Consider the following 13,936-nt stretch of genomic DNA (forward strand, 5'->3'; position numbering starts at 1 on the left):
ACTCTGCGGGGAAATCTATTTTTTACACGAAGTACTATCGCCTCTGTACGATCGTTAGCAACACGCAAACCTCATATTTAAAGGGTATAATAACGAAACAAATACTAAAAAAAGCAAGCAGCTCTAGCGCCGCCATCGCCAAGAGGGGATAAAAGCGCGACGCGCTTGCGATTCGGATAGAAAAGCTGAAAGGAAGAGGAAAATATGCAAGATGACAACAACAAGAAGCGACCAATAATTTACTACTACTTAGCCGTTTTTGTGGTGCTTATCATTATTCAGCTGATTATCAGCCCGATGATTACGGAGAGCCGCGTGAAAGAGATTGCGTACTCCTCGTTTGTACAATTGTTGGACGAAGGGAAAGTCAATAAGGTGCAGAAGAGTGCAACGGGCTACACCTTTGAAGTGAAGCAAAAGAACGGCAGCGTCGTGAAGATGAAGACCGGCCCGTGGGAGAGTGAGGACTTGACCAAGAAGCTGGAGGAGAAGGGCGTGCAGTACACGGCGGAAATACCGACGACGCCCAATCCGCTGCTGGGATTTTTGCTGACGTTCTTGTTGCCATTGGGCCTTCTGTGGTACATGGGACGGCGCATCATCACGCAGGTGCAGGGTTCAGGAGCGATGAGCTTCGGCAAGTCGAATGCGAAGGTCTATGTGAAAGCCAAGAGTGGCAAGAGTTTTGCCGATGTGGCGGGACAGGATGAAGCCAAGGATTCATTGCTGGAAGTGGTGGACTTTTTGTCAAATCCAGGAAAATACAGTGAAATCGGGGCGGTATCGCCGAAGGGCGTGCTCCTCGTAGGGCCTCCGGGAACCGGAAAAACATTGCTGGCACAGGCAGTGGCCGGTGAAGCGCATGTGCCATTCTTCTCCATGTCGGGTTCGGAGTTTGTGGAGCTGTTCGTCGGCATGGGTGCGGCAAAGGTGCGCGACTTGTTCAAAGAAGCCAAGAAAAAAGCGCCGTGCATCGTGTTTATCGATGAAATTGATGCGATCGGCAAACGCCGCGATACGGCGGGGATTGGTGGCAACGATGAACGCGAACAGACGTTGAATCAGCTGTTGAGCGAGATGGACGGTTTTGAGGGCAACAGCGGCGTTGTAATTTTGGCGGCAACGAACCGACCGGAAATTTTGGATCGGGCGTTGACGCGTCCGGGGCGCTTTGATCGACAGATTCGGGTGGAGCTGCCGGATATTCGTGGTCGAGAAGCCATTTTACGCGTGCATGCGAAGAAGATTAAAACGCATGATGATCTGGATTTTAAGCAGGTGGCTCGCATGACGGCCGGCACGTCCGGCGCAGATTTGGCCAATATCATTAATGAAGGCGCGCTGCGTGCGGTGCGTGAAGGGCGCGATGTGGTGGAAACCGAGGACTTGATTGAATCCGTGGAAACGGTCATCGCCGGTCAGCAAAAGAAAAACGCCGTCATTACGGATCGGGACAAGAAGATTATTGCGTATCATGAAGTCGGTCATGCGCTGGTGGCAGCCATTCAGAAGGAAACGGCACCGGTTACGAAAATCACAATTATTCCGCGTACGTCGGGTGCGCTGGGATATACTATGCAAGTAGATGAAGAAGAAAAAGTCATCATGACCTGCGACGATATTTTCCGTGACATCGCTACGCTCACCGGTGGCCGTAGTGCGGAGGAGCTGATCTTCCATACGAAAACCACGGGCGCCTCGAATGATATTGAACGCGCCACGAAGATGGCACGCGCGATGGTGACGCGCTTTGGCATGAGCGATGCGTTTGATTTCATGGCGCTGGAAACGGTGAATAGCCCCTATCTTAGCGAGGATACGGCATTGATGGCGGCGGATGCGACGGCAGCCGATGTGGATGCGCGTGTGGCGGGAATTCTGAAAAAAGCCCACGAGACGGCGCTTACGATCCTGAAAGAAAATGAAAAGGAACTGCATGCCATCGCTTCATTCTTACTGGAACGCGAAACCATTACGGGAGAAGAGTTCATGGAGCTGTTGAATCAAACGCGCGTGGAAAACGGGAAAGAGCCCATTCGCGTGGCAGAGGAGAATGAGGCGGAAAAGCCCCTTCAAGAAACAAAGGAGAAGGAATGAAGCACAACGAAATTCTGTATATCAGTGGGCATCAGGTGCCAGACACAGACTCCATCTGCTCCGCCATTGCGTATGCCGAACTGAAAAACCGCACGACGGATTATGAGGCGGTACCCATTCGCCTCGGTGATATCAATCAGGAAACGCGTTTTGCCCTAGACTATTTTGGTGTGAAATCGCCAATTTTCCGTGATACCATGCAGGCGCAGCTTTCCGAAATCAATATCGATACCAGTTACGGTATTTCACCAACGACGACGTTAGCGCGCGCCACCCAGATTATCCAGGAAAATCATCAAAACTCGCTGTCCATCGTGGACGACGATCAAAAATTGCTGGGCGTCATTTCACTGTCCAATATCACGAATTCGTATGCGACGGTGTGGAACGACAATATTTTGGGACGCTCGGAGACACCGCTGGAAAACATTGTTGAAGTGCTATCAGGGCAGATCGTCTATTGGCCGGAGAAGCCGCGGGAGCGTAGCGGATCCATCCATATTCACGCCATGGATCATATCAACGAAATCATTGCGGAAAATGATATTGTCGTGGTGGGGGATCGCCCAAAAGCGCAGGAAGAAAGCATTCGCATCGGCGCCTCGGTCTTGATTTTGACCAACAATGCCGAGCTGGCCGAGGGCATGGAGGAACTGTGCAAAGCGTATCGCGTGACGGTGCTGCGCACGCCGAATTCCACCTATTCCACGGCGCGCCTGTTGCCGCAGGCGGTGCCGGTTCGTTTCCTGATGACCTCCGAAAATCTGGTGACTTTTCATCTCTCGGAATATCTGGATGAAGTACAGGAAATCATGGCAACAACGCGCTTTCGCTCCTACCCGGTGCTTGACGGAAGAGACAGAGTCGTGGGCTCCATCAGTCGCTATCATTTGATCAATACGCCGAAAAAGAAGATCATATTAGTGGACCATAATGAATCCACACAATCCGTGCCGGATCTGAATCGCGCGGATATTTTGGAAATCATCGACCACCATCGCGTGGCCAATGTCAATACCGCGGCGCCCATCTATTTTCGCGTCATGCCGGTGGGCTGTACCTCCACGATTATTTCGCAGATGTACTTTGAGCAGGGCGTTCGCCCGTCACGAGAAGCAGCAGGCATGATGTGCTCTGCTATTATTTCTGATACGCTTCTGTTGCGTTCCCCGACCACGACCGACTTGGACCGATTGGCACTGGAACGCCTGGCTCCCATTGCCGGGATAAATGTTGAAAAATATGCGATGGAAATGTTCCGCGCGGGTACAGACCTAACGGGCAAAGATCCGATTGATCTATTGACGGGCGACGTAAAGCCGTTTGATATTGAAGGCTCCAAGGTCAAGGTCGCGCAAGTGTTTACGCTCAACAGTGACAGTCTCAAGGAAATGGAACCGGAACTGATACGCTCCATGCAGCAACTGCGTAAAGAGCAGGGCTTAGAAACGTATCTGTTGGTGGTGACGGATATTTTTGCCGAGAACTCCCTGATTTTTATCGATGGAGCTTTCGCAGAAGAAATTGCACAGGAATTTCACGAAAAACTGCAAGACCATTGTTTTCCCGGCATCGGCTTGTTGTCCCGTAAGAAGCAACTGGTGCCAAAGCTGACCGCAGCAATCAGTCGAGCAAAGGAGAAGAATCGATGAGTTTTTTTGACGGCTTGGATCCGAACGAGGATGACGATTTTAACGTGATTCCGCTCTTTATGACGCGGGTATTGCCGGCAACGCGCGCCTCGGCGCCCACCATTGCGGAAGCAGCGGAACTGATTCGAGCCGGGGAAGTCGTCGCTTTCCCGACGGAAACCGTATACGGCCTGGGAGCCGACGGCTTAAATGAAAAAGCGGTAGCTAAAATTTTTAAAGCAAAGGGACGTCCTCAGGACAACCCTCTCATTTTGCACATTGCTAACTTAGCCATGCTCGACCCTTTGGTTACCTATGTCAATCCGCTTCATAAAGCGGCGTTCGCCCGCCTTTGGCCGGGTCCCATCACCTTTATTTTCGAGAAATCCGATCTTGTGCCCGACGCAGTAACCGCTGGTGGCCCGACGGTTGCTATTCGTATGCCTGTGAACGAAGTTGCGCGCTCGCTGATTGCACAAGCGGATACGCCCATTGCTGCCCCTTCCGCCAATCGCAGCGGACGCCCCAGCCCGACGACGGCTTACGATGTTTTGGAGGATATGCAGGGACGCATTCCGCTCATTTTGGATGGCGGCGCCTGCGATATTGGCGTGGAATCTACCGTATTGGATTTAACGGAACCCATCCCGACCATACTGCGCCCCGGCTTCTATCCGCTCAGCATGCTGAATAATTATTTCCCTGGCGTGCGTCTCGACCCCGCACTCGAATATCAAAATCTTTCCGCGCTGGAATCGCCTGAAGCGGCACGGCACAGCAAGAGAGATCCGAAACAAGCACCGCCGAAATCGCCAGGTATGAAGTATCGCCACTATGCCCCAAAAGCGCTCGTGACCATCTATGCCGGCGAAGATACCAAAGTATTGAAGCGCATGGTGGAGGATTTCCATCTCCGGGAAGCCATGGACAAAAAAGTCGGCTTTATGGTTTTCAATCAAGGCGCCCAGTATCTACGCGATACCTTACCCGCGAAAAACACAGAAATCCGCTCCATGGGCAACGGTACCTTCATCGATACCATGGGCCAAAGAATCTTTCGTCTCATGCGGGAACTGGACCGCGCCAAGTGCGACGAAATCTTTGTCATGGGCATACGGCCGCAAGGCTATGGCGTAGCCATCATGAATCGCCTGATGAAATCCGCCGGCGGCAATATTATCCACGTTTCCTGATTTTTTTTTGCCTTAATGTATAAGGCAACAATCGATAGTTTCCTTTCAGCAATAAGCCCGTCAACGAAATTATTTCAATATAACAAGCAACGCGTCAGCGCCATTGATTTGATAAAACAATGAATGCGTCGGCGCCATTTTTTTTTGATAAAAATGAACGCCTAGGGCGATTATTTTGATGAAAAGAACACCGCAGGGCGATTATTTTGATAAAAAAGAACGCCGCAGGGCGAATTTCTCCTCTTCGCCGCCAAGCGAGGGATAAGAGAAGGTTCCCACCGGTATCGCGGTTTGACATGGCTCTGATTGGAGTGGTGCACGCTACCGTGCCTTTTAGCAAAAAGAGGAAAAGGCACGGTATAAAAAATTGGCGGATTGGCTGAAACTACCGTGCCTTTTGGCAAAAAGAGGAAAAGGCACGGTAAAAAGAGCGGCGTGAAGGTCGAATGCTACCGTGCCTTTTGACAAAAAGTGGAAAAGGCACGGTAAAAAAAGCGGCGTGAAGGTCGAACGCTACCGTGCCTTTTAGCAAAAAGAGAGAAAGGCACGGTAAAAAAGGGCGGATGAAGGTGTGTGCGCTACCGTGCCTTTTGGCAAAAAGGGGAAAAGGCACGGTAAAAAAAGCGGCGTGAAGGTCGAACGCTACCGTGCCTTTTGGCAAAAAGAGGAAAAGGCACGGTAAAAAGAGCGGCGTGAAGAGCGAACGCTACCGTGCCTTTTGGGAAAAAGAGGAAAAGGCACGGTAAAAAAAGCGGAGTGAAGGTCGAATGCTACCGTGCCTTTTGGCAAAAAGAGGAAAAGGCACGGTATAAAAAAGCGGCGTGAGGGTCGAACGCTACCGTGCCTTTTGACAAAAATGGGAAAAGGCACGGTAAAAAAGCGGCGTGAAGGTCGAATGCTACCGTGCCTTTTGGGAAAAATGGGAAAAGGCACGGTAAAAAAAGCGCCGCTAGCGCAGCACTTTGATATGGCGCCCGCAGCGCCGAAAGGAGCCGGCCTGCGGCCGGCGGTTTGTAAGAGAAGGTGCCCGCCTGCGGCGGGCGGCTATAGAAAAAAAGGAGGGCGGCCTTTTGGGCCGCCTTCCTTCTTATAACATCGCTGAAGGAGTCTTCCTCATATATAAACATGAATGGAATTATCGCAAAAGGCAAAAGTGCGAAAAGCCGCCGTAAAACCGGCGCTCATTACGGGGGAAAAAGGCAAAAGTGCGAAAAGCCGTCCTTGCCTCCAGCCCTCCGGCCGCAAGCCCCATCACCCCCCAAAAGCCCACCATCCCCTCGCTTCCCGTGAATCTTTGCAAGGAGGCGGCGTCCCTGTCCATTCTGTGATAAAATTAAAAAAAACACCCGGAAAGGGGGACAAGATGGGAAAGTTGGTCGTACTGGATCATCCGCTGATTCAACACAAGGTGTCTATATTGAGGGATAAAAATACCGGAACGAATGAGTTTCGTCATTTGGTCAAGGAAATTGCTCTGTTGGAGGCCTACGAAGCGTTACGGGGACTGCAGCTGGAAGAATACGCGTTGGAGACGCCGATGGAGCCGACAACGGGGTACCGTTTGACGGGCAAGAAACTTTGCATTGTTCCGGTTTTGCGTGCCGGTCTGGGCATGGTGGATTCCTTCTTGGATATCGTCCCGACGGCCAAGGTCGGACATGTGGGTCTGTATCGGGATCCGAGCACTCATATGCCGGTGCAGTATTATTTGAAATTGCCGCAAGACGTTGCCAATCGCGATATTTTCGTGTTGGACCCGATGCTGGCAACGGGTGGCTCTATGGTAGCGTCCATCGACTTTTTGAAAGAGGCCGGCTGCCAGAAAATTAATGCGGTTTGCATTATTGGTGCGCCGGAAGGCGTAAAGCTGGTACAGGAAAAGCATCCGGATGTGGATATCACTTTAGCAGCGATGGACCGGAAATTGAACGAAGATGCCTATATTCTGCCGGGTTTGGGAGACGCCGGAGACCGTCTGTTTGGCACGAAGTAAAGATAAGGTAGGAGGCTCTATGGAATATATTCGTGTGCGCAATCGTGGCCCGTTGAAAGGATCTGTCACGATCAGTGGCGCGAAAAATGCCGCTTTGCCGATTCTTGCCGCATCGCTGTTGGGGACGGAAGAAATTATTCTGGAACAGGTGCCGCCCTTAAAAGATGTGGAAGTCATGATTGAAGTATTGCGCGCCCTGGACGTGGAAGTGGAGTATTTGGATAAGGAAACCATTCGTATTGATGCGTCGAAGGTGACCAAAACGGTCACGCCGGGGGAGCTTATGAATCGGATGCGTGCCTCATTTGTTGTGATGGGGCCGCTTTTAACGCGCTTGGGACGCACCTATACGAAGATGCCCGGCGGTTGCAATATCGGAAAACGACCGGTGGATTTACATCTTAAGGGATTTAAGGCGTTGGGGGCAGAAATCGATGAAGAGCCGGATGCCGTGGGGGCAAAAGCGCCGGATGGCGGTTTAGTCGGCGGCAAGGTCTACTTGGATTTTCCCTCGGTTGGTGCGACGCAAAATATCATGATGGCGGCGACCATGGCGAAAGGTGAAACAGTGATTGAGAATGCCGCCAAGGAGCCGGAGATCACGGATTTGGCGAATTTCTTGAATAAAATGGGCGCTAAAGTACGCGGCGCGGGAACCTCGACCATCCTAGTGGAAGGGGTCGAAAAACTGCATGGTACGCGTCATACGATTATTCCCGATCGCATTGAAGCCTCCACTTTCATTGTGGCTGCGGCGATGACGGGCGGTACCGTGGAGATTCGTAACGTTCTCTCCGACCATATTCGTCCGATTCTGGCGAAGGTCCAAGAGGTCGGCGTAACCATTCAAGATAATGATGACGATACGATTCTCGTGCAGTCCAACGGGCGTTTGAAAGCCACGAAGATTCGGACATTGCCCTATCCGGGCTTTCCGACGGATGTGCAGGCGCAGTTCATGGCACTGATGTGCATTGCGAAAGGGCAAAGCCGCGTTGAAGAGACCGTGTTCGAGAATCGCTTCATGCACGTGGATGAGCTCAATAAAATGGGCGCGCTCATTGTGACGGATGGCAATGAAGCCATTGTGCGTGGCGTGGATCATTTGGTGGGCGCCAAAGTGAACGCAACGGACCTGCGGGCCGGTGCTGCGTTGATTTTGGCGGGCCTTGTTGCAGATGGGGAAACGCAAGTCCACAATATTTACCATCTGGATCGCGGCTATTACCATTTGGAAGAGAAATTCAAGGGACTGGGCGCCGATATTGAGCGCTTTGTCGAATAACAATCAAAAACGAGGTGCCTATGCAAGTGAAGGGAACGGTATCAAAAATCCGCTATCGCAATGAAGAGAGTGGATGGACCGTTTGCGTGCTGTCCACACCGGATGGCGATCTCCCTTGCGTAGGCACTTTTTTTGCGCTTTCAGAAGGGGAGGATATGGCCTTTGAGGGCGATCTCGTCTACCATCCGAAATACGGTGAACAGCTGTCAGTCAGAAAGTTTCAAAAAATCGAGCCCACGACCACAGAACAGTTGGAGCGCTATCTTGCCTCCGATGCCATTCCGCACATCGGTCCCAAACGTGCGCACCAATTGGTGGAAGAATACGGTACGAATGTGCTGACGATTTTGCGGGAAGAGCCTTCCATTCTGTTGCAGCTGCGCGGCATCGGTCCCGTGAAAGCCGCGGAAATTCAGGAAGCGCTCATTGCGCAAGAAGCCTCCCAGCAAACCATGCTCTATCTCCAGGGGCTTGGCATCGGTCCGCACACCGCCCAGGAAATCTATCGCGTTTATGGGCAGGATGCCAAAGAACAGATTGAGAAAGATCCGTATGCATTGGTGGATCAGGTGGAAGGCATCGGCTTTCTCACCGCCGACGCCATTGCGCAAAAGACCGGCGTCCAAAAGGACTCCTTACAACGCACGAAAGCGGGGATTGCGTATCTTTGCGAGCGCGCGGCACTTTCCGACGGCGCCTGCTATTTGACGGACAAGGAGCTGGATCGCGGCTTGGAGAAACTCTTGGGCGAAGTGCCTTCCTCAAAAGAAGAGGCATGCTTTGATCTGATTTTGAAGCAGAGACTCGTCCGCGACACGAAAACCCGCCGACTGTATTTGCGTCGCTTGGATACAGCGGAACACGACGTGGCACAGCGCCTTGTGACGCTCTTGGAGGAGCCGCGCGAGCCGCTTTCCGTGGACTTGGAGGCATTGCAGCGGGCTATCGGCCTCACCGCCGACGCACAGCAACAAGCGGCCATTGCTGAAGCGGCAGCATCACCCGTCTTAGTCATCACCGGCGGCCCCGGCACCGGCAAGACCACCATCGTGCGCGCGGTCTTGGAACTCTTTGATGAAAATCATTTGGCCACAGCGCTGGCAGCACCGACTGGACGCGCCGCAAAGCGATTGGAACAGTCCACTGACCGAGAAGCGCTGACCATCCATCGCCTGCTCGGCTATCGCGGCGGGGAAGAAACATCTCTTCCGGAACGGAATGCCGAGAACCCCTTGGACGCGGATGCGGTGATTGTGGATGAGGTCAGCATGGTGGATTTGCAACTCATGGCACACCTCACCTCCGCTCTTAGCGATACCGCCCGTCTGGTTCTCGTGGGCGATACGGATCAGTTGCCTTCCGTCGGCGCCGGCAACGTCCTGCATGATCTTATTGCTTCGGGCATCATTCCCACCGTGCGCCTCGAACATATTTATCGCCAATCCGAACGCTCAAGCATCGTACAAAATGCCCACCGCGTTCGTCGCGGCCAAGCACCCGTGGCCAACGAGGATGCCGGCGATTTCTTCTTTCTTCCCACGCGCAATGTGCGCGATGCCGCCGATCTCATCGAAGATCTCGTCACGCGCCGCCTGCCCGCCTATTACGGCTTTTCTCCCTTTGAAGACATTCAGGTGCTCTCCGCCATGAAGAAGGGCGAATGCGGCGTCATCACCTTGAACGAGCGCCTGCAGCGCGCATTAAACCCGCCCCGCGAAGGCAAAAATGAAATGGAAGTGGGCGATCACCTGTTTCGCGAAGGCGATCGGGTGATGCAAATTAAAAATGACTATGACTTGCCATGGAAGCTTCATGGCGATGAAGGAGAAGGGGTCTACAACGGAGACTTTGGCGTTCTTACCGCCATCGATCCGGATGGCGATGCCATGACCGTGGATTATGACGGGCGCCTGGCGCACTACGAACCAAAGCAGTTCCGCGAACTGGACCTTTCCTATGCCATCACTATTCATAAATCCCAAGGCTCCGAATTTCCCTGCGTCGTGATTGCTATCGTGCCCGGCGCTCCGATGCTCCTCACCCGTAACATTCTCTACACCGCTATGACGCGCGCCCGCAATCTATGCATTTGCGTCGGCGATACAGCAACGCTTCAGCGCATGGTCGAAAACAACTACACCCGTCGACGCAATGCATCGCTGGATGAACGTCTGCGCGACGCTCTGACGCGGTATCGCGAAATATAAGGAGTTGCCATGTCCTTTTTATTTCTTTCCAAAGACGTCTGCCCCTTCTGCGGTCAAGTGGCTGACGGCGCCTACGGTCTTTGCCGTTCCTGTACCGACGCCCTGGAACCAGTCGGCGCCTGTCACAGCCTGCCGACCACGCCCCCTTTTTATTCCTTCAGCGCCTACTTTTATAATCGCTTCCTGCGCGACCATTTCAGCGCCTATAAATTCCAGCGCCAAACGGCCTACGAATCCGTCTTTTGTGCCATGCTCAGCGCCTATGTCCGGCAACACCCGTTGCTCTCCCGTCTGCGCTGGGTATCCTTTATACCGCAGACCCATCGCAATGAAGTGCTTCGTGCCTCGAATCCGGCCGCAGCGTTTGCCACACGCCTTTCCGGCGACCTACACATTCCGTTGCGTCCATTGCTGGAAAAAGCCGGCCATCGCCGTGCCCAAAAGAAGGCGGGCGCACTGGAACGCATTCGCAATGTGGAAGGCGCATTTTGCCCCTTACCCGATGCCCTCCGCCAACCGCCTTCCGGCGTCGGTATCCTTTGCGATGATTTTTATACCACCGGTCACACGATGCAGGAAGGCCTCAGCACCCTCTATGCCAACGGTCTTTATGCCGTCGGCCTCACCTTAGCCTGCGTGCGTTACCCGACGCCGGAGGAACAAGAACGCAAAGACACCCCGTCCAAAGATTGATAGCGTAAGGCAGCCACGACATGGCCACGCCATGCCACGAAAGGAGTTGTTATGAAAACCGTATTGATGGAGCCGTTAAATATTTCAAAAGAATTGTTGGACATTCTCTCCGCCCCGCTTCGCGATGGGAACAACACTTTCACCGCCTATGACACGAAGCCGGCCACGCCCGAAGAATGGATCGCTCGCCTTGGCGATGCAGACCAACTCATTTTAGCCAATACGCCCATGCCGGAAGCCGTCCTGGACGCCGCTCCCAACCTGAAATACATCAATATCGCTTTTACCGGCACGGATCACGTGCCCGTGGCGCAAGCCGAAACTAAGGGCATTCAGGTTATCAATGCCGCCGGCTACTCTGACGAAGGCGTTGCTGAGCTTGTCCTCGGCATGACCATTAGCCTCTTGCGCCGCCTGGGAGAAGCCGACATAGCCCTTCGGCACGGCGGCCGCGCCGCCGACTTCCTTGGGAATGAAATTGCCGGCCGCACCGTCGGCATCATCGGCACCGGCCACATCGGAAAACGCGTTGCCCAACTTTTTGCCGCCCTCGGCGCCAACCTGATCGGCACCAATCGCTCCGAACACGACGACGTCAAAGCCCTCGGACTTCAATACGTCCCCCTGGACGAACTCCTCCATCGCGCCGACATCATCACGGTCCACCTGCCAAGCACCCCCGAAACCAAAGATTTTCTTGCCGCCCGCGAATTTGCGCAGATGAAACCATCCGCGATTCTCATCAACTGCGCCCGCGGTCCCATTGTGAACTCCACCGATCTGGCCCAAGCCCTCAGCGATGGCGTTCTTGCCGGTGCGGCGGTGGATGTCTTTAACCAAGAACCGCCCCTCACCGACGCCGAGCCCCTCCTCCACGCGCCCAACACCCTCCTCACCCCGCACATCGGCTACTTTACCCGTGAAGCCATGATCAAGCGCGCCAAGATTGTCTTTGCCCACGCCTGCGCCTGGGCGGATTGAGGGAGGTGAATGCCCTGCGGACTGAGCAAGGTTATTACCCGCCGGCGCTTGTGCCGGCTGAGCAACGCCAATGCCCGTCAGCAGCGGGCGAATAGAGAAGAAGCAGAAGGCGGCCTTTCGGGCCGCCTTCCTTTTTTATTTTTATTAAAGCCCGGCAAAGCCGGGCTTCCTTATTATATAACCGTCGGCCGCCAGGCAGACACCTTTTGGGCGGAACCATTTTTATGGTTGCATTTTGGATTCGCCGAAAATTGCGTTGCAGCACGTTTCAGCAACTTCGTTAGCTAGGTAAAAATCGAATATGGGAAAATACCTAGTCGCCGTGCGGCGCCCGTGTGTGATTTTGGACTAGGTAAAAATCGAATATGGGAAAATACCTAGTCGCCGTGCGGCGCCCGTGTGCGATTTTCGACTAGGTAAAAACGGTATATGGAAAAATACCTAGTCGCTGCGCGGCGCCCGTGTGTGATTTCGGACTAGGTAAAAAGCGAATATGGGAAAATACCTAGTCGCCGTGCGGTGCCTTGCCTGCTCCGCTATCGCCAGTTGCCGTGTCTAACGCGCCTTTCCCTTTTTCGCTCCGCCTTTTTCCATCGCCATGCCTTTAGCCTTCGCCTTCCGCAAACGAGCTACCGCAATGGTTTCAGCGCCGATGATGAGAATGAGGCAGGTGTATTTGAGCCAGACAAAAAGACCAAGAATACCAGCTAGGGAGCCGAAGTAGAGGGAAAGGCGGGAGACGTGGTCGAGGACGTAGCCGTAAATCCCGGTCAAAAGCAGAATGCCGATGCCGGCGACGATGCCGCCGTAAGCGGATTCTCGCCAGGTGATGTTGCCATGACTGACCAAGGGAGCGGTGCGATAGAAGAGCACTAGCGTAAAGAGGAAGAAGCAGAGGGGGAGCGCGCGGCCCAGGAAGGAACGCAGGAGGCGGACAAGCACATCCAACTCACGAATGCCAAACTCGTGAATCGCTTTGTCGGCGACGCCCATTAAGCCGCGATAAAAGACGAAGAGGACGAGCAGAAGCAAAATGGCCGTCAGAAAGAGCACCGTATAGACCATTGCAAAGGAGCGACGCATGAGGCTTTTGCCGCGCAGACGGAAACCGAGCGATGTATTGACGTCCAAGATGAGCTTGTTAAAGCCGTTGGAGCCCAGCCAAATGGCGGAGAGCAAGCCAAACCCGATGGTGCCGGGATTGACATTTTGCGTGAGAACCGCCAGAACTTCGGCGAGGATTTTTGCGATGGCGTCTGGCAACAGGCGCAGAAGGCTGTAGACGGAATTGGTGGGATGGGCAAAGAATAGCGATGCAAGCATCACAAAGAGTAGCAGGAGCGGAATGCTTGCCATCAAAAGGTCGTAGGATAGCGATGAGGCGCGATAGAGCAGATCTTGGTTGCGCATCCGATGCAAAAAGCCAAACAGAAAACCGAGGAATCGCTGCTGCAGCGGCGCGCGGGTGGCATTGCCATGCTGAGTGCGGGAGCTATTGCCTCGCGGGGGGCGGGAGGCATCTTCACGCGAGGCAGGGCGCGCGGCGACGCGCGGAACCTTTGCCGTAGGCGTTTTCTCCAATTGTTGATCCTCTCTTTGCATCATTGCTCCTCCTGCAGTTATGGCCATCGCCGCGGCGATTTCCCATATTTTCTTTATAGATACCCAAGGATCGGCATTTGTTTGCCTGGTTCGTGCGGCGCAACAAAGCGTGTCGACTAGGTATTTTTCCAAATTCGCTTTTTACCTAGCCGAAAATTGCGCACGGATGCAGCGTAGCGACTAGGTATTTTTCCAAATACGCTTTTTACCTAGTCGAAAATTGCGCATGAATGCCCCACAGCGACTAGGTATTT

At 53.5% G+C, this 13,936-nt stretch carries 10 protein-coding genes; 9 read left to right on the forward strand and 1 reads right to left on the reverse strand.

All coding sequences use genetic code 11. The features are described 5' to 3' along the window. Nucleotides 1-204 precede the first annotated feature (204 nt). From ftsH to BN98_RS06955, 9 genes are all read left to right on the forward strand, one after another. Nucleotides 205-2,097 carry an ATP-dependent zinc metalloprotease FtsH gene (gene ftsH / locus BN98_RS06915; protein WP_019190740.1) on the forward strand — a complete coding sequence of 631 codons (1,893 nt, stop codon included), beginning with the start codon at nt 205-207 and terminating at the stop codon, nt 2,095-2,097. Next, nucleotides 2,094-3,749, forward strand: coding sequence for a putative manganese-dependent inorganic diphosphatase (locus BN98_RS06920; RefSeq protein ID WP_019190741.1), 1,656 nt, complete (start codon nt 2,094-2,096; stop codon nt 3,747-3,749). Before ftsH ends, BN98_RS06920 begins: the two co-directional genes overlap by 4 nt. Next, nucleotides 3,746-4,921, forward strand: coding sequence for an L-threonylcarbamoyladenylate synthase (locus tag BN98_RS06925; RefSeq protein ID WP_019190742.1), 1,176 nt, complete (start codon nt 3,746-3,748; stop codon nt 4,919-4,921). Before BN98_RS06920 ends, BN98_RS06925 begins: the two co-directional genes overlap by 4 nt. A gap of 1,363 nt (nt 4,922-6,284) precedes the next feature. Continuing rightward, nucleotides 6,285-6,914, forward strand: a complete 630-nt coding sequence (gene upp / locus BN98_RS06930; protein WP_040942859.1) for a uracil phosphoribosyltransferase — start codon at nt 6,285-6,287, stop codon at nt 6,912-6,914. A gap of 19 nt (nt 6,915-6,933) precedes the next feature. Continuing rightward, nucleotides 6,934-8,199 (forward strand): UDP-N-acetylglucosamine 1-carboxyvinyltransferase, encoded by a 1,266-nt coding sequence (gene murA, locus BN98_RS06935; RefSeq protein WP_019190745.1) that lies wholly within the window; start codon nt 6,934-6,936, stop codon nt 8,197-8,199. Between the two features lie 20 nt (nt 8,200-8,219). Continuing rightward, a complete protein-coding gene (gene recD2, locus BN98_RS06940) occupies nt 8,220-10,406 on the forward strand; it encodes an SF1B family DNA helicase RecD2 (protein ID WP_019190746.1) in 2,187 nt (728 codons plus the stop codon). A gap of 9 nt (nt 10,407-10,415) precedes the next feature. Next, a complete protein-coding gene (locus tag BN98_RS06945; RefSeq protein WP_019190747.1) occupies nt 10,416-11,099 on the forward strand; it encodes a ComF family protein in 684 nt (227 codons plus the stop codon). Between the two features lie 51 nt (nt 11,100-11,150). After that, on the forward strand, nt 11,151-12,080 hold the full coding sequence (locus BN98_RS06950) for an NAD(P)-dependent oxidoreductase (RefSeq protein ID WP_019190748.1): 930 nt from the start codon (nt 11,151-11,153) through the stop codon (nt 12,078-12,080). A 9-nt stretch (nt 12,081-12,089) separates the two neighbouring features. Then, nucleotides 12,090-12,368, forward strand: a complete 279-nt coding sequence (locus BN98_RS06955) for a hypothetical protein (protein ID WP_019190749.1) — start codon at nt 12,090-12,092, stop codon at nt 12,366-12,368. Nucleotides 12,369-12,635: 267 nt separating this feature from the next. Here the strand turns inward: BN98_RS06955 and BN98_RS06960 are convergent, their stop codons facing one another. Further along, on the reverse strand, nt 12,636-13,685 hold the full coding sequence (locus BN98_RS06960; protein WP_019190750.1) for a YihY/virulence factor BrkB family protein: 1,050 nt from the start codon (nt 13,683-13,685) through the stop codon (nt 12,636-12,638). Between the last annotated feature and the right edge of the window lie 251 nt (nt 13,686-13,936).

This window comes from Levyella massiliensis, assembly GCF_000308275.2.
GTDB classification, from domain to species: domain Bacteria; phylum Bacillota; class Clostridia; order Tissierellales; family Peptoniphilaceae; genus Murdochiella; species Murdochiella massiliensis_A.